A 19,925-nucleotide genomic window follows, 5' to 3' on the forward strand; every position below is an offset into this window, starting at 1 on the left:
GACAGAGCATGCCAAAGGTCACGCTTCGCAATACTTTTTACGTCCATAACACCCCGGAGGCGCTCCGTGCCCACCTGAGCCAGCCGCAGAGCTACATAGGGCTCTCACCCATGGTGGTCGCGGTCAAGGACATCGAGCAGGGGGAGACCGAGACCCGCTACACCTCGGTGGAACGCTTCAGGTTCCTCGGCGTCGTCAAGTACGACAACATGATCAAGGTGACGTTGCGGAACACGCCGCGTACCGTCGAGGGCGAGGTCGACAGTCCCGGCGGGGTGCGCCTGGACTACCGGTTCACCCTCAGCGAGAAGAACGGGGGCACCGAGGTTGAGGACATCCTCGTGGTGCACGCCTGGGTCAGGCCGATGCTGGGCTACGCCGCGAAGAAGGCCCGCGAGGTGCAGCTCGCCCGTGCCGGGATCCTGGCCACCCGCCTGGGCTCCGCCCCCTAGGCCTCGGCGGCCGGAGCGGGACGCGTGAGAGCGCCCACGGTCACCGGAAAGGTGATGGCGATCCTCGGCGCGTTCCTGCCGGGAGACGTGCGGCTGACGCTCACCGAGATCTGCCACCGGGCCGAGCTGCCTCCCGCCACCGGCCACCGGCTGGTCGCGGAGCTGGTGGCGGGTGGATTCGTGGAGCGGCTCCCCGACGGCTCATACCGGGTCGGAATGCTGCTGTGGCAGATCGGCGCCCAGGCGGCGGAACCTCGGGAGCTGCGCGAGCTCGCCCTGCCGTACATGGAGGACCTCTACGCCGCGACCCGCGACAACGTGCAGCTCGCGGTGCTCCGTGACGACCGGGCGCTGTACCTGGAGCGACTGCGCGGGCCCACCTCCGTGCCGATCGTCTCGCGGGTGGCCGGAGGGCTGCCGCTGCACGCGACCGGGGTCGGCAAGGTCCTGCTGGCCTACGCGGACCCGGAGACGGTGGAGCGGGTGCTCGCCGGGGAGCTCACCCCGCACGCGCCCAACACGGTGGTGGACCCCACGCGGCTCCGTGCCGAGCTGGAGGAGATCCGCCGGACCGGGATCGCCTGTACGCAGGAGGAGATGTCGGTGGGCACCTGCTCGGTCGCGGTGCCGGTACGGGGGGCGACCGGCCGGGTGGTGGCGGCGCTGTCACTGGTGGCCTGGCGGCACAACGCCGATCAGCGCCGGCTGGCATCCGCCGTGCTGACCGCGGCCGGGGCCCTCTCCCGGGATCTCGCCGCCCTGCGGAGCTGAGAGATTTCCGCTGAGCGGAAGAGTGACGCGTGCGGGGGTGGACGGTGCGGAATGCTCGACGCATGCGAACTCAGGTCGGGATCGTCGGAGCGGGCCCCGCCGGGCTGCTCCTCTCCCATCTGCTCCACCTGCGGGGCATCGACTCGGTGGTCCTTGAGGCACGGAGCAGGCACTACATCGAGCAACGGGTGCGGGCCGGGGTGCTGGAGCAGGGCACGGTGGACGTGCTCAACGAGGCGGGCGTCGGCGACCGGATGCGCGCCGAGGGGCTGCCGCACCACGGCATCGAGCTGCGGTACGGCGGGGCCGGGCACCGCATCCCCTTCGAGGAGCTCGTTCCCGGCCGGGCCATCACCGTCTACGGTCAGCAGGAGGTCGTCAAGGACCTCGTCGCCCGCAGACTGGCCGACGGAGGGAAGATTCTCTTCGACGTCCCGGACGTCGCCCTGCACTCGTTGGAGAGGGACCCCTACCTCACCTTCCAGGGTGAGCGCCTCGACTGTGACGTCATCGCCGGGTGCGACGGCTTCCACGGCGTCTCGCGGCGGTCGATTCCCGAGGGCGTCCTGACGGTCTTCCAACGGGACTATCCCTTCGCCTGGCTCGGCATCCTCGCGCGGATCCCTCCGTCGGCCAAGGAGCTGATCTACTCCCACACCGAGCGGGGCTTCGCGCTGCACAGCATGCGTTCTGAGGAGATCAGCCGCTTCTACCTCCAGGTCCCCCCGGACGCCTCGCTCGACGACTGGCCGGACGAGCGGATCTGGGCCGAGCTGCGGGCACGCCTGGAGACGGTCCCCGGTTTCACGCTGGCCGAGGGGCCGATCATCTCCAGGGACATGTCGGCGATGCGCTCGTTCGTCGCCGAGCCCATGCGCCACGGCAACCTCTACCTCGCCGGGGACGCCGCCCACATCGTGCCGCCCACCGGGGCCAAGGGACTCAACCTGGCGGTCGCGGACGTCCGGCTGCTGACCGAGGCCCTGACCGAGTTCTACGCGACGGGCTCCGGCGATCTGCTGGACGCCTACTCCGGCAACTGCCTGAAACGGGTCTGGCGTGCCCAGCACTTCTCCTGGTGGATGACCACGCTGCTGCACACCTTCGACGCCGACGACCCCTACGGGCGGCGCCTGCAGACCGCACACCTCGACTACGTCACCTCCTCAGAGGCCGCCGCGACCACGCTCGCGGAGAACTACGTCGGCCTGCCCTTCGATTTCGGAGCCCATCCGTGACCCTCACAGATCCGCACCCGCACCACCTCACCCCTGGCTATCTCAGCACCCTGCTTCGCGCTCCCTCGTACCCGCCGGTGCGACCCGCCCTCGATCCGGAGGCGGCGGAGCTGCTCGACCCGGTCTACGGCCACCGGCCGGTCGGGCCGCTGGACCACGACCTGACCAGGCAGCACGCGGGCGAGCCGATCGGCGAGCGCATCATCGTCACGGGCCGGGTCCTCGACAGCCGGGGCCGGGCGGTGCCGAACACGCTGCTGGAGGTCTGGCAGGCGAACGCCACCGGCAGGTACGCCCATCCGGTGGACCAGCACCCTGCCCCGCTCGATCCCAACTTCACCGGATTCGGCCGCTGCCTGACCGACGCCGAGGGCCGCTACCGGTTCGTCACGATCAAGCCGGGGTCCTATCCCTGGCGTAACCACCCCAACGCCTGGCGTCCGGCGCACATCCACTTCTCGGTGTTCGGCACCGCCTTCACCCAGCGCCTGATCACCCAGATGTACTTCCCCGGCGACCCGCTGTTCGCCTACGACCCGATCTTCCAGTCGGTCCCGGAGCCGAAGGACCGCGAACGGCTCGTCTCCGCCTTCGACCTGGATGTCACCGAGCCCGAGTGGGCGCTCGGCTACCGCTGGGACGTCGTGCTGGGTGCGACCCCCTTTGAGGAGGAGTGATGTCGCAGACCCCGTCGCAGACCGTGGGCCCGTTCTTCTCGTTCGCCCTGCCGTACGAAGAGGGACCCCTCGTCGTGCCGGAGGACCATCCGGACATGATCGAGCTGCGCGGCAGGCTGCTGGACGGCGCGGGCGAACCGGTGTCCGACGCGCTGCTGGAGATCTGCCAGCCGGGGCTGTTCGGTCGCTGCGAGACCGGGGCCGACGGCTCCTACCGCTTCCGCACGGCCAGGCCCGACGGCTACATTCCTCTGCTGATCTTCGCGCGCGGCCTGCTCAAGCCGGTCTGGACCCGGGTCTACCTCACCGCTGAGGCGCCGTTCCCCGCCGAGGTGGATCCGGTGCGCCGGAGCACGCTCGTCGCGGTGCCGGAGGGGGAGCGGTCCTACCGGTTCGACGTCCGCCTTCAGGGTGACGGCGAGACGGTGTTCTTCGCCTACTGATCCCGGTGCTCGCCGGGGCGGACGAGGCCGTGCTCGTAGGCGTACCTGACCGCCTCGGCGCGGTCGCGCAGGGCGAGCTTGGCCAGCAGGTGGTTGATGTGGGTGCCGACCGTGGACTCGGCGACGAACAGGGTGGCGGCGATCTCCGAGTTGTTCAGGCCGCGGCCGATCAGGGTGAGGACCTCCCGCTCCCGCTGGGTGACGGTCCGCGGGAGGGGGGAGGTGCCCACGTACCCCGCCATGACCCGGGTGGTGATGGCGGGGTCGAGCGCGCCCAGGCCCCGCGCCGCGGTGCGGATCGCGGTGAACAGCTGTTCGGGCGGCGAGGTCTTGAGCAGGAAGCCGCTCACCCCCGCGCGCAGGGCCCCGTCGAGGTTCTCGTCGGTGTCGTACGTCGTCAGGATGAGGATCTTCGGCGGGGCCTGGTCGGCCAGCAGTTCGCGGGCCGCGGCGATGCCGGACATCCGGGGCATCGAGATGTCGAGCAGCACCAGGTCGGGCCCGAGGCGCCTGGCCGTCTCCACGGCCTCGCGCCCGTCCGCGGCCTCGCCGATCACCCGGATGTCCGGCTGGGTGCCGATGACGAGCCGTAGCCCACGGCGGATCATGGCCTGGTCGTCGGCCAGCATGACGGTGATGGTCATTCGGCTCTCCTTCATGGTCTCCCGCTCAGTCCGCGGGTCTCTCCCCGCTGACCCGCATCGCCAGCGGGAACGAGGCGCTGACGCTGTAACCGCCGGCCGGCAGCGGCCCGGTGGCGAGCCGCCCGTGGAAGAGCGCGACCCGCTCCCGCATGCCGATCAGACCGTGCCCGGCACCCTGGGGACCGACGTGGCCGTTTCTGGGGCCGTCGTCGACGACCTCCAGGTTGAGCGTACGAGGCAGGTGGGAGACGGTGACCGTGACGCGCGCCGGGCCCGCGTGCTTGAGCGTGTTGGTCAGCGCCTCCTGAATGATCCGGTAGGCCGACAGCTCCAGCCCGGCCGGGAGCGGCCGGGCCTCGCCCCGCACGGTCAGCTCCACCTCCAGCCCGGCGGCGCGTACCTGCTCCACCAGGTCCTCCAGCCGGGCCAGGCTGGGCTGCGGGGCCAGCCCGTCCTCGCTGGAGTCGGTGCGCAGCAGGCCGAGCATGCGGCGGAGCTCCTCGACCGCCTCGCGGCCGGCCTCCTCCACCACTGTCAGCGTCTCGCGCTCGACCAGCTGGTCGGGGCGGAGCATCAGCCTGGCCGCGCCGGCCTGCATGACCATGACGCTGACACTGTGGGCGACCACGTCGTGCAGCTCGCGGGCGATCCGGGTGCGCTCCTCGGCCACGGCCTCGCGGGCGAGCAGCTCGCCGTGTTCTCGGGCCTGAAGCGCGACCTGCCGGTGCCGCCACACGGCGAGGCCCGTGCCGCCGGCGATCGAGGCCATCACCACGGCCACCGCCATGTCCCCCGGGCCGAAGTGCTGGTCGACGGCCAGCATCATCGACCCGATGAAGAGCCCGGTGACCACGAGCCCGCCCACGGTTCTGGGATCTCGCGGGGGAACCTCGCTGACCAGGGTGAACAGCAGGATGAGCTGGGTGTAGAACTGCCAGGCGGCGGCGAGGTCGCCGAAGTACGCGAAGCTCGCCGCGCTCGCCAGCGAGTAGACGGTCAGGACCGTGAACGGGGCACGGCGCCGTACGAGCACCAGTGCCGCCGCGGCCAGCACCGCGATCAGCCACCACGGGGACTGCTCGTGGTCGAAGGCCGACGTGCGCTCGCTGAGCTCCTCGGCGAGCCCGAACACGGCCATGACCGCCGCGATCAGCCAGTCGACGGCGGTGGGCGGAAAACGGCGGCTCATGACGCGGGGGGAGGGGGGTGCGGCATGACGTGAGGGTAAGGGGCGGGAAGGGCGGTTGACATCCATCTTCGGGGGGATTGCGGGTCAAGGCGGGCCTTGATGACGGAGATGGGGCCCGGTTCGTAGTTTCCGAGCCATGTTCACTCTTACCGATCCTGACGCGTTCCGTCGCGGGGCCGCGGGCGTCAGCCTGATCCTCGCCCCCCTCTGCCTGCTGCTGGGCATGATCGTCGATCCCCTGGAGTTCGGAGTCGAGGACACCCTCGGCTATGCCGAAAACCCCGGGGCCACCGGGGTCAGCGCGACGCTCCTGCACTACGCCTGGGTGCTCTGGGTGCCCGGCGTGATCGGCATGGTTCACCTCGTCCGGCGCAGGGGTGTCGTCCTCGCCCACCTGGCCGGGGTGGTCACCGTGCTCGGCCTGATCAACTTCTCCGCGCTGATGATCTCCGACTTCTTCGACATCGTGCTCTACCAGCAGCTCCCGGTGGAGACGGCCACGAAGATCCTGCAGGACGCCGCCCAGCCCGCGCTGATCGTCGCCTGGCAGATCCCGGGTATGGCCGGCTCCTTCCTCGGCCTGGTCCTGGTGGCCGTGGCGTACGCCCGCGCGGGGCGGGCCGGGTGGTGGTTCCCGGCCGGCGTGTTCGTCGGGCTGGTGGTCTGGCTGGTCGGCGCCCGGCTCTGGAATCCGCTGCTCGGCTACTCGGGGCCGCTTCTCCTGCTGGTCGTCTTCGGTGCCGTGGGCGTGGCGATGATCCGGATGAGCGACGAGGAGTGGAACCCGCACCGCGCGCCGGTCGGTGCGTGACCGCCTCCCGACGGGCGGCGTGCCCGCGGGAGACGGGCCTCGTCCCGGGGGCGACCCTGATGAGGGCCGCCCTACCACCGCGGGTTTTCGCGCAGGTCAGGGAGATGTCGCGGGGAGCGCCCCCGGAAGGACGGCACTACCTGGCCCCGAGATCCTTACGGGGCCGTTCAGGGACGTCAGGGGGCTCTCTCCGATATTCCGGAATCTTGATCGTCGCCATCGTTGAGGCATGGGAAGTCAGGCGTTCACGGGATCTGCGATGGTATTCGGCGGTTACGCGGCGATCGGCGCCGGGGCCGCCACGATGCTCGGGCTGCATGTGGTCACCGGTCTCGACCCGGTGCACACGGTGATCAGCGAGTACGCGTTCGAGGCGGACGGCTGGCTGCTGCCCCTGTCGCTCACGCTCTTCGCCGCCGCCGCGACCGTCATCGGGGCCGTGCTGGCCCGGCGGGACGAGGACCGCGCGGCGGCCCTGCTGGTCGGAATCTGGGGCCTGTGCATGCTGCTGATCGGCGCCTTCCCCACCGACGAGCCGGGCGTGCCGCTGTCGATGTCCGGTGGCATCCACAGGTACGCGGCGTTCGTGGCCTTCCTGACGATGCCGGTCGCCGGACTGCTCCTGGCCAGGCGGCACGCGGCCGGCCCGTACGCCCGCGCGATCCGGCTGCTCAGCCTGGCCTCCCTGGGCGTGCTGGTCCTGGTGGTCCTCCCGTACGTGGTGCGGATGGCAGGCGTGGACCTGGCGGGCGAGGACATCCCCGCCGGGGTGACGCAGCGGCTGGTGGTGGGCTTCGAGGTGGCGGTGCTGGCCATGCTGGGCCTGATGGCCGGAGCCCGGTGCGGCCGTACCCGCCGCCCACTCCCGGTGGCCGCTCGCGGCTGACCCTCTCGCGATCCGGGGTGACGTACTTCCGGTCAGGGGAGACCGGAGCGCGGAACACGGACGGTCCGGCCGCTGATCGACCACCATTCCTCTACTTTCCTGACTTTTTCTTATTTGTCGTACAGCTGCTCTACGCTCCGGAAGCGACGATCAACGGAGAGGGTGGAGCATGACCGCGCGGAGCACGTACCTGGAACTGTCCGAGGACGGCGGGAGCTCGCACAAGTTCTACGAGGTGGTGCTCGACGGAACCCAGGTGACGATCAGGTACGGCCGCATCGGCGAATCCGGCCAGTCCAAGGCATCGGCCTTCGCCAGCGTCGCGAAGGCCGAGGCGGCCGCCGCGAAGAAGATCAACGAGAAGATCCGCAGGGGTTACGCCCCCGCCGTGCAGGGAGTGCGCCAGCGCCGCGCGGTCACCAGGCGCAGCGTGGAGAGCGCCCGCTCCACCGCGGCCCAGGCGCCGGTGCTCTGGCGCTTCGCCAGCGGTGCGGCGGCGTTCGGCATCTTCGTCGACTCCGAGCGCTGCTGGGTCGGCAACCAGCGCGGTGACGTCTACACCGTCACCCACGGCGGCACCGTCACCGGCCGCTTCCGGCTCCCCGACGGGGTCAAGTGCATCGTCGGCGACGACTTCTGGATCTACGCGGGTGCCGACGACGGCAAGGTCTACGACCTCGGTGGAAAGGTCCCGAGGGTCGCGTACGAGATCGCCGAGGACGTCGACATCTACTGGCTGGACATCCACGACGGCGTGCTGGGCGTCTCCGACCGTGCTGGGCGGATCACCACGATCGACCACGAGGACGAGTTCCAGTGGGCGCGCAAGGGCAAGGGCGACTCGGCCTGGATGGTCCGCTGTGACGACGAGGCCGTCTACCACGGACACTCCAACGGGGTGGCCCGCTATGACGCCGCGGACGGCGTGCCGGTCTGGGAGACGCCCATCAACGGCGCGGTGCTGTTCGGCTGGCAGGAGACCGGTTCGGTCTACGCCGGCACCTCGCGCGGCGCCGTGCACCGGCTGCGCAAGTCGGACGGCGTCAGCCAGGCGGTCTACCGCTGCGACGCCACGGTCTTCTCCTGCGCCACCGCCCCCGAAGGCCGCTACGTCTTCGCCGGTGACAACCACTCCTCGATCTACTGCTTCGACCAGGGCGGCGAGCGCCTGTGGAAGCTGGCCACCGGCTGCGGCTCCGCCTTCTCCATGCAGTATCTCGACGACCGCCTCTACATCGTGACCACCGACGGCACTTTGGCCTGCATCGACGTGAGCGAGGAGGCGATCGTGGCGGCCCAGGGGGGCAGCGTCCCCGAGTCCGTCGACGTCAAGGCGTCCGCCGGGCTGGCGGTGGTGGAGCCCACCACCGAGTTGGAAACCGTGGTGCTCGACACGGTCTCGCACACCGGCGAGGGCGTGGTGGTGGAGTGCTTCCGCGAGGGCGAGCGGCTCCGGGTGCGGGTGGTCAGCGAGGGCTACGACGTGCGGCGGAACGTGCAGTTCCCCAAGGGCGTGCGCGAGGCCGGGGCCCGCTACCTCGTCGAGGGCGTCCGCTTCTCCGAGCGGGGCGGTTTCTACCGGGCCTACGGCGACATCAGGCGCCTGCTCTGACCGAGGGGCGACATCGGCTCCACGGCCGAGCCCGTCATGGGCCGAGCACTCCCGGCCCATGACGGGGTGGTCAGGCCGCCGGGACGGTCCACTTCTGGTTGGGGTTGCCGCTGCACTCCCAGATCTGCAGGCGGGTGCCGTTGGCGCTGGACTGGCCGGTGGCGTCCAGGCACTTGCCGGCGGCGGGGTTCACGATGTCGTGGGCCGCGGTGTGGACCCACTGCTGGGCGCCGGTGCCGTTGCAGTCGTAGAGCTGGATCTGCGTTCCGTTGGCGGTGCCGGCGGCGGTGACGTCCATGCACTTGCCGAGGGCGCGGATGGTGCCGTCGGTGCCGATGGTCCACTGCTGGGCGCCGGTGCCGTTGCAGTCGTAGAGCTGGACGGCGGTGCCGTTGGCGGTGCCGGCGGCGGCGACGTCGACGCACTTGCCGGCGATGCCGGTGATCTGCCCGGTACGGCCGCCGCTGCCGACGCCCTGGGCGTAGACGCGGACGTAGTCGATGGTCAGCTGCTGGGGGAAGGCCGTGGAGGCGTCGGGCGAGCCGGGCCAGTTGCCGCCGACGGCCAGGTTGAGGATCATGAAGAACGGGTGGTCGTAGACCCAGGGGTTGCCCCGGGTGTCGGCGGGAGTCTTCCTGGAGTACTGGATGCCGTCGACGTACCAGGTCACCGAGCCGGGCTCCCAGTCGACGGCGAAGGTGTGGAAGGCGTCGGCGAAGGCCTGACCGCCCGGCAGGGTGTAGCTGCCGCTCAGCGGACTGCCCCCCGAGTAACCGGGGCCGTGCAGGCTGCCGAGCACCTGTCCCGGCACGCTGCCGACGTTCTCCATGATGTCGATCTCGCCGCTCGCGGGCCAGCCGACCGACCCGATGTTGTCACCCAGCATCCAGAACGCCGGCCACATGCCCTTGCCCCGGGGCAGCTTCATCCGCGCCTCGAAGCGGCCGTAGGCGCGGGTGAAGGTCGCGGCGGTGGTCAGTTTCCCCGAGGTGTACTCACAGGAGCCGTACCAGCAGGAGTAACCGGCGGGGTTGCCCTTGCGTGCGGTGATGACCAGGTTGCCGGCGCCGTCGTGGGCGATGTTCTCGTTGCCGGCGGTGTAGTACTGCCGCTCGTTGTTCCCGAAGCCGCCGCCACCGACGTCGCGGCGCCACTTGGTGGTGTCGGGGCCGGTGCCCGCGGCGGCGTCGAACTCGTCGGACCAGACGAGGGGGCCGGGGGCGGCGACCTGGGCGGTGCTCTGGGCGGTGCTGCTCCGGACGGCGGTGGTCTGGGCGTCCGCGGCGGAGGGGACGAGGGCCGCGGAGGTGAGGAGCATCGCCGCGAGGAGGCCGCCGACTCGCGCGAGCGGGGTTCGCGGGCGTCGCGCGCCGCCGGGCGGTTCCGGTAGGGGACGCGGGCTGGTGGAGATCATCGCTGATTCCTTCCGTCTTGGGGGGCGTGCGAGGGCCGGACGTGACGAGCGTGCTTTCGCGAGTGGCCGTACGCGGCCCGGTGGGCCTGACGTGTGACGGCACGTCGCTCGGCCTGTCCTGGAGGCCTGCCGCGACGGATACGGCAGGGGGAGGCGAGGTCCTGCCCGGGCGGAGAGCGGCCGGCGCGTCTCGCGTCCGCCAACGCCCCGCGTTGGAGAGAGCGAGTCATGGGGGGTCCCTTCAAGGCAAGATCTCGCTTGCCCGGGACCCTAGGTCAGACTTCGTTCTCCAGTCAATGCAAGAGGTAAAAAAAGTCGTGCGGCCTGGTTCGCCTCCCTGTGCGAAGCGCCCTGATCTGTGTGGGGGCGGGAAGCGGGAGGTCGGAGAGGGGACCGTTCCAGGAGTCGTCCCTGTCAGCTGAATGCGTCAGAACGCCCGCGATGCGCTGACGGCGCGCGGGGGATCGCGCGGCACCGGTGGCCTCGTTCGCGGAGGCCGCCGGGCCCGTCCTCGTCCTGGCCGCGTGCGGTGCGGCGGTCTCCTCCCGGAAGCCGCCGCACGAGGGTCTCCTACCCGGTGTCCGGACCGTCCCGGTCCGGGGTCAGGGGCGACCGCCGGAGCCGTCGAGCCCGGCGCGGCGCAGGGCGTCCGCCATCGCGCCACTCGGCGCGTTACGCTGCCGGCCCCCGCGGTCCTGCCGGTCGCCGCGTCCCTGCCCGCCGCCCTGCCCGCCACCCCGCCGGCCGCCGCCGTCGCCCTGGCGCTGACCGCCACCGCCCTGCTGGTCGCGCTGGTCGCGCGGTCCTCGCGGGCCGGACGGCTTGACGTCGTCGTCCAGGCGCAGGGTGAGCGAGATGCGCTTGCGGGGGATGTCGACGTCGAGCACCTTCACCCGGACGATGTCACCGGGCTTGACCACCTCGCGCGGGTCCTTGACGAAGTTGTGCGACAGCGCCGACACGTGCACCAGGCCGTCCTGGTGCACGCCGACGTCGACGAAGGCGCCGAAGGCCGCCACGTTGGTGACCACGCCCTCCAGCAGCATGCCGGGGGTGAGGTCGGAGAGCTTCTCCACGCCTTCCTTGAAGGTCGCCGTCTTGAAGGCAGGGCGCGGGTCACGGCCCGGCTTCTCCAGCTCGGAGAGGATGTCGGTGACGGTCGGCAGCCCGAAGGTGTCGTCCACGAACTCCGCCGGGCGCAGGGCCCGCAGCACCGTACCGTTGCCGATCAGGGTGGTGATGTCGCCGCCGGTGCTCTGCAGGATGCGCCGCACCACCGGGTAGGACTCCGGGTGCACGCTGGAGGTGTCGAGCGGGTCGTCGCCGCCGCGGATGCGCAGGAAGCCCGCGCACTGTTCGAAGGCCTTCGGGCCGAGCCTGGCCACGTCCTTCAGCGCCTTGCGGGACCGGAACGGACCGTTGGCGTCGCGGTGCTGGACGATGTTCTCGGCGAGTCCGGAGCCGATGCCCGACACCCGGGTGAGCAGCGGTGCCGAGGCGGTGTTGACATCGACGCCGACCGCGTTCACGCAGTCCTCCACCACGGCGTCGAGGGAGCGGGAGAGCTTGGTCTCGGCGAGGTCGTGCTGGTACTGGCCGACGCCGATCGACTTGGGGTCGATCTTGACCAGCTCGGCCAGCGGGTCCTGGAGCCGCCGGGCGATCGACACGGCGCCGCGCAGCGACACGTCCATGCCGGGCAGTTCCTGCGCGGCGAACGCCGAGGCGGAGTAGACCGAGGCCCCGGCCTCCGACACCACGACCTTGGTCAGCCCGGGGACCAGCTTCACCAGCTCGCCCGCGAGCTTGTCGGTCTCGCGCGAGGCGGTGCCGTTGCCGATGGAGACGAGCTCCACGTCGTACTTCTTCGCCAGCGCGGCGAGGGTGGCCAGCGACTGGTCCCACTGGCGGCGCGGTTCGTGGGGGTAGATCGTGTCGGTGGCCAGCACCTTGCCGGTCGCGTCGACCACCGCGACCTTCACGCCGGTGCGCAACCCGGGGTCCAGCCCCATGGTCGCGCGGCTCCCCGCGGGCGCGGCGAGCAGCAGGTCGCGCAGGTTCGCGGCGAACACGCGGACCGCCTCCTCCTCGGCGGCCTGCCACATGCGCGTCCGCAGGTCGATGCCGAGGTGGACGAGGATGCGGGTGCGCCAGGCCCAGCGGACCGTGTCGGCCAGCCACGCGTCGGCGGGCCTTCCCTGGTCGGCGATGCCGAAGCGGTGCGCGACGCGGCCCTCGTAGGTGCCGGTGGGCTCGGGCTCCGGCTCCAGGGTGAGGGTGAGGACCTCCTCCTTCTCCCCCCGGAACATCGCCAGGATCCGGTGCGAGGGCAGCTTGGTGAACGGCTCGGCGAAGTCGAAGTAGTCGGAGAACTTGGCGCCCTCCGCCTCCTTGCCCTCGCGGACCGCCGCGACCAGGCGTCCCTTCGTCCACATCCGCTCGCGCAACTCGCCGACCAGGTCGGCGTCCTCGCCGAACCGTTCGACCAGGATCGCGCGGGCACCGTCAAGCGCGGCGGCGGCGTCGGCCACCCCCTCGCCGACGAAAGCCTCCGCCGCGGCCCGCGGGTCGACCGACGGGTCTGCCAGCAGGCCGTCGGCGAGCGGTTCGAGCCCCGCCTCCCTGGCGATCTGCGCCTTGGTCCGCCGCTTGGGCTTGTAGGGAAGGTAGATGTCCTCCAGGCGGGCCTTGGAGTCGGCCGCCATGATCTGTGCCCGCAGGGCGTCGTCGAGCTTGCCCTGGCCGTCGATCGACTCCAGGATCGCGGTGCGCCGCTCCTCCAGCTCCCGCAGATAGCGCAGCCTCTCCTCCAGCGTGCGCAGCTGCGTGTCGTCGAGCATCTCGGTGGCTTCCTTGCGGTAGCGGGCGATGAACGGCACGGTGGCGCCGCCGTCGAGCAGGTCCACCGCCGCCCGCACCTGTCGCTCGCGCACACCCAGCTCTTCGGCGATCCGCTGATGAATAGACGTGGTCACGATCTCTCTTCCTTCTTGATGGCGGTCCCCAAGCTACCGCCTCACCTCCCCGGCGGGTCGGAGAGCCGGAGGCGGGAATCACGCGAGAGCCGGAAAAGAGCCGAAGGGGAAGGACGCCCGGGACGCCGCGGTCTCGGTGCCTCTGAGGTGGATTCCGCCGCCGGTGCTCCGCGCGCCGCCGCCCGGCGCGCGGGGAGCTGATCGCCGGCGGTTCGAGGCCCGGGCGGAGACGTCGGCGGACGCGTTCGGCCTCGGCCGACCGGCCGCGGGCGCCCAGCCCGGGGTGCCGCTAACCGCAGGTGATCTCGGTGAAGGTCGGGGGTGTCGCGGCGGCTCCCACGAAGCCTATGTCGGTGGCGGTCGCTCCCGGCCGCAGCGGCGGTTTGTCGCCCAAGGCGTGGATCATCGCGACGGGGCCGCTCTGCATGTGGGTGCCGTTCCACGCCTGGGTGAGGGTCGCGCCCTGTGGCAGCATCCACTGGATGTACCAGCCGCCCAGTGGCTGCTCACCGTCGTTGGTGATCGTCGCGGCGCCCCGGTAGCCGCCGGGCCACGACTCCACCAGGGTGACCGTCGCCCGGCACTTCGCCGCGGCCGGGAGCGCGGCCGGGGTGTCCGGCCGGACGGCAGGGGAAGGCGGTGGCGCCGAGGTGGCCTGACGGGGGATCGGGGAGGGGAGGTGCGCCGCGGTGTGCCCGCCCTCCGGCGTCCGGCCTGCGCAGGCCACCGCGATCAGGGCCACCGCCGCGCCGAGCGAGACGAGACCCAGCAGTTGCGCGATCTTCGTGGTGGGCGGCACGGGAATCCCTTCCGCGAGGACACGGGCCCGGTACGGACATGGCGGGGTGAGACGGGGAAACGCATGTGGTCCCGCCGGCGCCCGTCGGGGCACCGGCGGGACCATGTCCCGTTATGGGCTGGTACAGGTGACGGTCGGGGAGCCGCTGGTGCCCGAGGCGGTGAACCCGAAGGTGGTCGAGCCTCCGGCCGCTATCGTGCGGTTCCAGTCGGCGTTCTTGGCCGTGACCGTGGACCCCGATGTGGTGTGCGTGCCGTTCCACAGGCTGTTGATGGTGCTGCCGCTGCCGAGCGTCCACGTCGCGGTCCAGCCGTTGATGGCGGCGGAACCCGGGTTGCTCACGGTCACCTCGGCCTGGAAGCCGCCCGACCAGGAGCTGACGGTCTTGTAGGAGGCGGTGCACGCCGCGTTCCCCGGCGGCGGCGTCACGGTCGGCGTCACGGTCGGCTGGGGGCTGGGGCCCGCCCGGCCGACACCGGTCACCTCGCCGTTGCCGCCGTCGAAGACCACGTCGGAGCAGTTGTAGAAGGTCTCGGCCGAGTCGGAGCGCTTCCACACCGAGTAGATGATGTGGCGGCCCGTCTTGTTCGAGGGCAGCGTGGCGTTCCAGTAGTAGTGGGCGTCGTTGGTGCCCGGCGAGCCGACGCTCTGCGGGTGGTCGGCGGTGTGGAAGGGCGTGCTCTCCAGGTCACCCCAGGTCAGTGCCCGGTTGGGGTTCCAGCCGTCCTTGGTGATGTAGAGGTAGAACCAGCCGGGGTGGGCGGCCCACTTGTTGTACTTGAACTGGATCTGCGCGCCCGAGGTCAGGTGCGTCACCGGCCAGTCGGCGTTCGGCAGGTCATACCCGCTGTAGCCGGGGTTGCCGCCGCTGCACGCCTGTCCGTCCGGGATGAACCCCTGGGTCCGCCCGGCGCCGTCGGAGCGCAGCACACTGAACCAGTTGTAGAGCGAGTTGGCCCCGCTCTGGGCCACCGCCGCCGAGCAGGCCGGGTTGATGGGCACGATGTTCCCCTGCGGGGACAGGCCGTCCTGCCAGCAGAAAAAGGTCCGGCTGCCAGGCGTCATCATGGCGCCGTGCGCCGAGGCCGACTGGGGAACGAGGACGACGGCGAGCAGTGCGGTCATTAATGTGGCCACACTGGCGATGGCCATACTTCGCCATTTACTCACAGAATTACCCTCCCTTTCGAGGGGTGACGAGTAGTTGATCAATGGCGGTGAGGCGCCCACGCGAGACGGACTCTAGGTCGTCGATCCCGGGGTGTAAACGGAGTGCCTTTCCACGGGTTCGAGGACAGGCTGTCGTAGCAGGTCGGAGGGGTGAACGGCGGTTCCGCGAGATGAAAGGTTCACAGTCCGAGCGTGTTCCGGTGAGGTTTTCACGCGAGGGCTTCCGATGGTTCGGGGAATGCCACGCGAAAAACGCCAAGACCGGCCGGAATGGTGTTCCGGCCGGTCTTGGCGGCGAGGACGAACCCGGTGTGGCTACCGCTTTCTCTCCGTCGTGGCGAGCTTTTCGAGCGCGGGGCCCGCGAGCCGGTACCTGTCCCACTCGTCTTGCGGTTCCGCACCGAGCGACCGGTAGAAGTCGATGGCGGGGGCGTTCCAGTCGAGCACCGACCACTCGAACCGGTCGTAGCCGCGCTCCACGCAGATACGGGCCAGTTCGGTGAGCAGTTCCCTGCCGTACCCGCCACGCCGGTGCTCGGGGCGGACGAAGAGATCTTCGAGGTAGACCCCGTGCGTGCCGGTCCAGGTGGAGTAGGAGACGAACCAGATCGCGAACCCCGTGGCCCTGTCCCCGTCGGTGGCCATGTGGCAGAAAACGCTGGGGGAGGGGCGGAAGAGCGCCTCACGGAGCAGGTCCGGGGTGTTCTTGACCTGATCCGGGGCCTTCTCGTACTCCGCGAGGCCGTGGATCATGTCGATGATCGTCGGAATGTCATCCGGTGTTGCGGGGCGAATCATGCTCGCAGTCTAGGCGCGGGGTACGGAGGGACTGCGCCAGCAAAGCGGATTTTTGATAATAAAACATGACATATGTGGCGGTGTAGCTGTGTGAGTGGCTCCTCCCGTAAGTTGGCTGCTGATCGAAGTGCGGGTCGTTGAGAGAGGCGGGTCACCATGTCGACAGAGCCCACGGGGGAGCGGTTGGCGGAACTCAGGCAGGCGTTCGCGGCCATCGACGCCGACGGTGACGGATTCGTCACGGAGGCGGAGTTCCGCGGGCACTTCCCCGACCTGCCCGCGGAGGCCATCGGGTCACTGAACCGGGTCGGTGACTCCGACGGCGACGGTCGCTTCTCGTTCGAGGAGTTCGTTCGCCTGGTCTACCGCGGCTGATCCGCCCGCCCGCTCTCCTCGGAGAGCGGGCGTGCCCAGGGCCGATCACCGGAGGGCGTCCGGGAATCAGCGGGAGGCGATGACGCTCCCACCGGAGAGTTCGTGCACCGACTCCTCGACCGTGGAGGCGATGGGAAACGCGTCTCGCAGTTTGGTCAGATCGAGCAGGCGGCCGAGGAATCCGTGCACGCCGACGAGACGCAGCCAGCCCTTCCGCTCGTAGGCGCGCCGCAGGCTCGTCAACAGCACCCAGATGCCCGTGGAGTCGCAGAATCCCAGCTCCGTCGTGTCGACGACCAGGCAGACATGACCCCGCCTCATGAACTCCGCGATCCTCTCCTCCAGCAGTGGAGCCGATGATTTGTCCAGATCGCCGATCAGGGTCACTACGGAGAACTGCGGACGCGCGTCCACGGTGACGGAAAGCCGAGTCATATCGCCCCGCTGTCTACGGCAGTTGGAGACAGCGCCCTGTCGGGAGCCGTGCAAGGACCGGTGCCAATGACACCACCGTACGCCCGTGGCTTGTGACAGTTCAACGGGTGACCGTGAAACGGCGGATGTCAGGACGGCGCCCGACGCGAAGCGGACCGGCTCGGGGAGGCGCCGTTTGCCCGTCCCCCTCCAGGGCAGGCCGGGAAAATGGGAACCAAAGGACTGGCAGTGCTCACCGTCAACGCGGGATCGTCGAGCCTCCAGCTTCACCTCGTCCGCGACGGCGAGGTCCTGCGCACCGAGCACAGCGAGCGGAGTCCCGACTCCGGGGCGGCGGAGCGGACGATCGGGGACTTCCTCGCCGACACTCCGGACGGAGACCTCGCCGCGGTCGGCCACCGGCTGGTACACGGCGGCGAGGCCGTACGGAGGCCGACGGTCGTCGATGACGATGTGCTGGACGCGGTGGGAAAGTACGCGGACCTGGCCCCGCTGCACGTGCCGCCCGCGCTCGCGCTCGTCGAGGCCGCCCGGCGCCGGCTGCCCGGCCTCCCGCACGTGCTCTGCCCCGACACCGCCTTCCACGCCGCGCTTCCGGACCGCGCCGCCACCTACGCGCTGCCCGCGCGGTGGAGGAGCCGGTACGGCCTGCGCCGCTACGGCTTCCACGGCCTGTCCTACGCCTGGGCGCTGGGGCGGGCCGCGGAACTGCTCGACCGGCCCGTTCGCGCACTCCAGGTCGTCCTGACCCACCTCGGCGGAGGCTCCTCGGTGTGCGCGGTACGCGAGGGCCGCAGCGTGGACACCTCGATGGGGTTCACCCCGCTGGAGGGAGTGCCGATGAGCACGCGTTCGGGGAGCGTCGACCCCGGCATGCTGCTCTGGCTGCTGTCCGGTTCCCGGCTCACACTCGACGAGCTGCGCGACGGCCTGGAACACCGGTCGGGACTGCTCGGACTCTCGGGCGGGAAGTCGGGCGACACCCGGGAACTGGTCGCCTCCGGCGATCCCGCCGCGGCCCTGGCCCTGGAGGTGTTCGCGTACCGGGTGAGCCGGGAGATCGCCGCGGCCGCGACGAGCCTGGACCGGCTGGACGCGCTCGTCTTCACCGGGGAGATCGGCTGGGATCAGCCGGAGGTCCGCGAAGCCGTCTGCCGCGGGCTCGCGCTGCTCGGGGTCGAGCCGCCCGTCCGCACCGACCTCGACGTCGACGGGATGGTCAGCGCACCCGGCGTACCCGTGCCCGTGCTGGGGATCCGTCCGAGAGAGGAGCTTCAACTCGCCCGCGACACCCTCGGCGTGCTCGGCGGCCGTCCGTGAGAACCCGGTCACCGTCCGCGGGCGGGGCGGCCTGCCTTTTCACGCCCTCGCAGGGACGGGAAGGGGCAGGTCACCCCGATGATCGCGGAGACGGCGCAACGGTCTGTCCCGTGAGCGGGATCCCGTTCCATGCGTGGTTGTTGCCAGGCCTTACGAGGCGGATACCGAGTTCGTGACCGGCTGTCCCGCCGTGAGCGTCTGCCGCATCGGCTTGCCGACGCCGGGCGCCGAGGTGATTCCTTCCGGCGCCTCCTGGACGTCCACCGGGTTGATCCGGCCGCCGTGCTCGTCGTGGTGATCGGCGTCGGCGTCGTCGAACCACACGCCGCCGTCCGCGAGATAGCGGAAACGGATGGGCTGCCGTGCGGGGACGGTCAGGCTCACCTGGTAGGTGCCGTTCTCCTTGCGTTGCATGGGGTGGGCGTAGGGGTCCCAGCCGTTGAAGTCGCCGACCAGTGAAACCCCTCCCCTGGCCGGGCCGTCCGTTATGGTGAAAGTCAGCTTGACCTGGCCGTTCTTGGTCGGCTTACCGCGCTTGATCACTGAAATCCTCCTGACATCACTGTCTCCGTGCGTAACGTGCCGTGATCTCGGTTGCGGAAAGACGTGAAGATCACGCCAACCACCGGGCCGCGCCGACAGGGACGTGACGCGACCGGGAGGCCGACGCCCGGTCACGGCCGAGCCGTCGATCCCATATGGATCGTTACCGCCGGTAGCGGCGGGACAACCCGGGCAGGCCGACTTTTGATCGGCATCACGTCCGACCTTGACCCGGGCATGGCCGTCGGCCGATCAACGGTCGGGGACAGGTCGGGTGTCGGCCAGGATGGTGGAGTGGACATAACGCCGATCTCGCCGTCGTCACTGGTGGAGGAAGTCGCGGACCGGGTGGACGCGGAGCCCCGCGACTCCTGGGTGCGCGTCGCGCTCGACGGAGCGCCGGCGGCGCGGCCCGGGGATCTCGCCGACGCGCTGGTCGACCCGCTCCGGCTCCGCGGCCGGGAGGTGCTCCGTGTCCTCTCCGCCGACTTCCTGCGCCCGGCCTCGCTCCGTTTCGAGTACGGCAGGACCGATCCTGAATCCTTCTACACCGACTGGTTCGACTACAAAGGGCTGGTCCGCGAGGTTCTGGGGCCGCTCGCTCCCGGCCGGTCGGGGAAGGTGCTGCCCACGCTGTGGGACAGCACGATCGATCGGGCCACCCGTGCGCCCTACGTCACCGTCGCCCCGGGTGGGGTGCTGCTGCTGGCCGGCCCCCTGCTGCTGGGCAGGGGGCTGCCGTTCGACCTGACCGTGCACCTGAGGCTCTCACCGGGCGCGCTCGCCCGGCGCACCCCGGACGAGGAGCGCTGGACGCTGCCCGCCTACGCGCGCTACGAGGCGGAGGTCGCACCGGCGCGGGTCGCCGACCTGGTCGTCCGCGTCGACGACCCGAGACATCCGGCCCTGGTCACAGCGCCGTGACCGGTCTTTCGGCAGGACGGGGCGACAGGTGGGCCGGGTACGAAGGCGGGGCGCGTCCCGGAAGGACGCGCCCCGCCTTCGATCATCCGGCAGCGCCGCTAGACACCCGCGCGCGAGGGCATCCTGCCCTCGGCATACGTGCCGTGCAGCATCTCCTGCTCCGTCGGCCGCATCTCGTCGCGGGTCTCCTCCATGCGCAGCGCGATCCCGATCCCGAAGAAGGTGGGCGCCCACTCGCCGATGAAGATCCCCCACCGGTCCGCCCGGTCGATGCCTGCCTTCTCCGCCGAACTCGATGCCAGCCACGCCGCGAAGGACAGGCCGACCGAGGCGATCCCAGCGATGTACATCGCGTTGGACTTCACGCCCATTTTGTGAAGCGTACTGATCATTTCATCCCCCTGATGGTGGTTCGCTGTTATGGTTACCCTGGGAAGTCAGAGATAACC

General features: G+C 70.5%; 21 protein-coding genes. 11 read left to right on the forward strand and 10 right to left on the reverse strand.

Annotated elements, in window-relative coordinates:
- The first annotated feature begins 8 nt into the window (after positions 1–8).
- The 5 genes from ACFQVD_RS42745 to ACFQVD_RS42765 all read left to right on the forward strand — a co-directional run bounded on the left by ACFQVD_RS42745 (position 9) and on the right by ACFQVD_RS42765 (position 3,581).
- Positions 9–452 (forward strand): SRPBCC family protein, encoded by a 444-nt coding sequence (locus ACFQVD_RS42745; protein WP_343969852.1) that lies wholly within the window; start codon positions 9–11, stop codon positions 450–452.
- A 24-nt stretch (positions 453–476) separates the two neighbouring features.
- Entirely contained in the window at positions 477–1,223 is a 747-nt protein-coding gene (locus ACFQVD_RS42750) for an IclR family transcriptional regulator (protein ID WP_343969855.1), read from the forward strand.
- A gap of 62 nt (positions 1,224–1,285) precedes the next feature.
- Positions 1,286–2,461, forward strand: a complete 1,176-nt coding sequence (locus ACFQVD_RS42755; protein ID WP_343969858.1) for a 4-hydroxybenzoate 3-monooxygenase — start codon at positions 1,286–1,288, stop codon at positions 2,459–2,461.
- Positions 2,458–3,138 (forward strand): protocatechuate 3,4-dioxygenase subunit beta, encoded by a 681-nt coding sequence (gene pcaH, locus ACFQVD_RS42760; RefSeq protein WP_343969861.1) that lies wholly within the window; start codon positions 2,458–2,460, stop codon positions 3,136–3,138. Before ACFQVD_RS42755 ends, pcaH begins: the two co-directional genes overlap by 4 nt.
- Positions 3,138–3,581 carry a protocatechuate 3,4-dioxygenase subunit alpha gene (locus tag ACFQVD_RS42765; RefSeq protein ID WP_343969864.1) on the forward strand — a complete coding sequence of 148 codons (444 nt, stop codon included), beginning with the start codon at positions 3,138–3,140 and terminating at the stop codon, positions 3,579–3,581. The genes pcaH and ACFQVD_RS42765 overlap by 1 nt, the downstream gene beginning before the upstream one ends.
- On the opposite strand, the gene ACFQVD_RS42770 is transcribed toward ACFQVD_RS42765, so the two are convergent.
- Positions 3,575–4,225 (reverse strand): response regulator transcription factor, encoded by a 651-nt coding sequence (locus ACFQVD_RS42770; protein ID WP_343969867.1) that lies wholly within the window; start codon positions 4,223–4,225, stop codon positions 3,575–3,577. The two genes, ACFQVD_RS42765 and ACFQVD_RS42770, sit on opposite strands and share 7 nt — an antisense overlap.
- A 25-nt stretch (positions 4,226–4,250) precedes the next feature.
- On the reverse strand, positions 4,251–5,414 hold the full coding sequence (locus ACFQVD_RS42775; RefSeq protein ID WP_343969871.1) for a sensor histidine kinase: 1,164 nt from the start codon (positions 5,412–5,414) through the stop codon (positions 4,251–4,253).
- A 136-nt stretch (positions 5,415–5,550) separates the two neighbouring features.
- Between ACFQVD_RS42775 and ACFQVD_RS42780 the strand changes: the two genes are divergently transcribed.
- The 3 genes from ACFQVD_RS42780 (at position 5,551) to ACFQVD_RS42790 (ending at position 8,723) form a co-directional block, all read left to right on the forward strand.
- Positions 5,551–6,225 carry a hypothetical protein gene (locus tag ACFQVD_RS42780; protein WP_343969874.1) on the forward strand — a complete coding sequence of 225 codons (675 nt, stop codon included), beginning with the start codon at positions 5,551–5,553 and terminating at the stop codon, positions 6,223–6,225.
- 259 nt (positions 6,226–6,484) lie between these two features.
- Entirely contained in the window at positions 6,485–7,111 is a 627-nt protein-coding gene (locus tag ACFQVD_RS42785) for a DUF998 domain-containing protein (RefSeq protein WP_343969877.1), read from the forward strand.
- 169 nt (positions 7,112–7,280) lie between these two features.
- Positions 7,281–8,723, forward strand: a complete 1,443-nt coding sequence (locus ACFQVD_RS42790; protein WP_343969880.1) for a WGR domain-containing protein — start codon at positions 7,281–7,283, stop codon at positions 8,721–8,723.
- 70 nt (positions 8,724–8,793) lie between these two features.
- Here the strand turns inward: ACFQVD_RS42790 and ACFQVD_RS42795 are convergent, their stop codons facing one another.
- From ACFQVD_RS42795 to ACFQVD_RS42815, 5 genes are all read right to left on the reverse strand, one after another.
- A complete protein-coding gene (locus tag ACFQVD_RS42795; RefSeq protein WP_343969883.1) occupies positions 8,794–10,137 on the reverse strand; it encodes a ricin-type beta-trefoil lectin domain protein in 1,344 nt (447 codons plus the stop codon).
- A 602-nt stretch (positions 10,138–10,739) separates the two neighbouring features.
- Positions 10,740–13,112: a Tex family protein gene (locus tag ACFQVD_RS42800; RefSeq protein ID WP_364148922.1), complete on the reverse strand. Its 2,373-nt coding sequence runs from the start codon at positions 13,110–13,112 to the stop codon at positions 10,740–10,742.
- Between the two features lie 289 nt (positions 13,113–13,401).
- Positions 13,402–13,911, reverse strand: a complete 510-nt coding sequence (locus tag ACFQVD_RS42805; RefSeq protein ID WP_343966928.1) for a cellulose binding domain-containing protein — start codon at positions 13,909–13,911, stop codon at positions 13,402–13,404.
- A 111-nt stretch (positions 13,912–14,022) separates the two neighbouring features.
- Entirely contained in the window at positions 14,023–15,063 is a 1,041-nt protein-coding gene (locus ACFQVD_RS42810; RefSeq protein ID WP_343966926.1) for a lytic polysaccharide monooxygenase auxiliary activity family 9 protein, read from the reverse strand.
- A 333-nt stretch (positions 15,064–15,396) separates the two neighbouring features.
- Positions 15,397–15,879 carry a GNAT family N-acetyltransferase gene (locus ACFQVD_RS42815; RefSeq protein ID WP_343966924.1) on the reverse strand — a complete coding sequence of 161 codons (483 nt, stop codon included), beginning with the start codon at positions 15,877–15,879 and terminating at the stop codon, positions 15,397–15,399.
- Between the two features lie 156 nt (positions 15,880–16,035).
- Here ACFQVD_RS42815 and ACFQVD_RS42820 point away from each other — a divergent pair, with 156 nt between their 5' ends.
- The gene (locus ACFQVD_RS42820) at positions 16,036–16,254 is read left to right on the forward strand and encodes an EF-hand domain-containing protein (protein ID WP_343966922.1); all 219 of its coding nucleotides are present in this window, start codon (positions 16,036–16,038) and stop codon (positions 16,252–16,254) included.
- Positions 16,255–16,320: 66 nt separating this feature from the next.
- On the opposite strand, the gene ACFQVD_RS42825 is transcribed toward ACFQVD_RS42820, so the two are convergent.
- On the reverse strand, positions 16,321–16,689 hold the full coding sequence (locus ACFQVD_RS42825) for an STAS domain-containing protein (protein WP_343966919.1): 369 nt from the start codon (positions 16,687–16,689) through the stop codon (positions 16,321–16,323).
- A gap of 207 nt (positions 16,690–16,896) precedes the next feature.
- Here ACFQVD_RS42825 and ACFQVD_RS42830 point away from each other — a divergent pair, with 207 nt between their 5' ends.
- On the forward strand, positions 16,897–18,009 hold the full coding sequence (locus tag ACFQVD_RS42830) for an acetate/propionate family kinase (RefSeq protein WP_364148926.1): 1,113 nt from the start codon (positions 16,897–16,899) through the stop codon (positions 18,007–18,009).
- A gap of 150 nt (positions 18,010–18,159) precedes the next feature.
- On the opposite strand, the gene ACFQVD_RS42835 is transcribed toward ACFQVD_RS42830, so the two are convergent.
- Positions 18,160–18,552 carry an isoamylase early set domain-containing protein gene (locus ACFQVD_RS42835; protein WP_343966915.1) on the reverse strand — a complete coding sequence of 131 codons (393 nt, stop codon included), beginning with the start codon at positions 18,550–18,552 and terminating at the stop codon, positions 18,160–18,162.
- A 294-nt stretch (positions 18,553–18,846) separates the two neighbouring features.
- Here ACFQVD_RS42835 and ACFQVD_RS42840 point away from each other — a divergent pair, with 294 nt between their 5' ends.
- Entirely contained in the window at positions 18,847–19,476 is a 630-nt protein-coding gene (locus tag ACFQVD_RS42840; protein ID WP_343966913.1) for a uridine kinase, read from the forward strand.
- 98 nt (positions 19,477–19,574) lie between these two features.
- Here ACFQVD_RS42840 and ACFQVD_RS42845 read toward each other — a convergent pair whose 3' ends face one another.
- Positions 19,575–19,847: a hypothetical protein gene (locus ACFQVD_RS42845; RefSeq protein ID WP_343966910.1), complete on the reverse strand. Its 273-nt coding sequence runs from the start codon at positions 19,845–19,847 to the stop codon at positions 19,575–19,577.
- Between the last annotated feature and the right edge of the window lie 78 nt (positions 19,848–19,925).

The sequence above is a fragment of the Streptosporangium amethystogenes subsp. fukuiense genome (assembly GCF_042665875.1).
Taxonomy (GTDB): domain Bacteria; phylum Actinomycetota; class Actinomycetes; order Streptosporangiales; family Streptosporangiaceae; genus Streptosporangium; species Streptosporangium fukuiense.

Bases quoted from the DNA above. Each gene is read 5' to 3' on its own strand.
- ACFQVD_RS42775 (WP_343969871.1), bottom strand. From the start codon at position 5,414: ATGAGCCGCCGTTTTCCGCCCACCGCCGTCGACTGGCTGATCGCGGCG.
- ACFQVD_RS42820 (WP_343966922.1), top strand. From the start codon at position 16,036: ATGTCGACAGAGCCCACGGGGGAGCGGTTGGCGGAACTCAGGCAGGCG.
- ACFQVD_RS42755 (WP_343969858.1), top strand. From the start codon at position 1,286: ATGCGAACTCAGGTCGGGATCGTCGGAGCGGGCCCCGCCGGGCTGCTC.
- ACFQVD_RS42810 (WP_343966926.1), bottom strand. From the start codon at position 15,063: ATGGCCATCGCCAGTGTGGCCACATTAATGACCGCACTGCTCGCCGTC.
- ACFQVD_RS42845 (WP_343966910.1), bottom strand. From the start codon at position 19,847: ATGGGCGTGAAGTCCAACGCGATGTACATCGCTGGGATCGCCTCGGTC.
- ACFQVD_RS42785 (WP_343969877.1), top strand. From the start codon at position 6,485: ATGGTATTCGGCGGTTACGCGGCGATCGGCGCCGGGGCCGCCACGATG.
- ACFQVD_RS42830 (WP_364148926.1), top strand. From the start codon at position 16,897: ATGGGAACCAAAGGACTGGCAGTGCTCACCGTCAACGCGGGATCGTCG.
- ACFQVD_RS42745 (WP_343969852.1), top strand. From the start codon at position 9: ATGCCAAAGGTCACGCTTCGCAATACTTTTTACGTCCATAACACCCCG.
- ACFQVD_RS42765 (WP_343969864.1), top strand. From the start codon at position 3,138: ATGTCGCAGACCCCGTCGCAGACCGTGGGCCCGTTCTTCTCGTTCGCC.
- ACFQVD_RS42770 (WP_343969867.1), bottom strand. From the start codon at position 4,225: ATGACCATCACCGTCATGCTGGCCGACGACCAGGCCATGATCCGCCGT.
- ACFQVD_RS42780 (WP_343969874.1), top strand. From the start codon at position 5,551: ATGTTCACTCTTACCGATCCTGACGCGTTCCGTCGCGGGGCCGCGGGC.
- ACFQVD_RS42815 (WP_343966924.1), bottom strand. From the start codon at position 15,879: ATGATTCGCCCCGCAACACCGGATGACATTCCGACGATCATCGACATG.
- ACFQVD_RS42795 (WP_343969883.1), bottom strand. From the start codon at position 10,137: ATGATCTCCACCAGCCCGCGTCCCCTACCGGAACCGCCCGGCGGCGCG.
- ACFQVD_RS42825 (WP_343966919.1), bottom strand. From the start codon at position 16,689: ATGACTCGGCTTTCCGTCACCGTGGACGCGCGTCCGCAGTTCTCCGTA.
- ACFQVD_RS42790 (WP_343969880.1), top strand. From the start codon at position 7,281: ATGACCGCGCGGAGCACGTACCTGGAACTGTCCGAGGACGGCGGGAGC.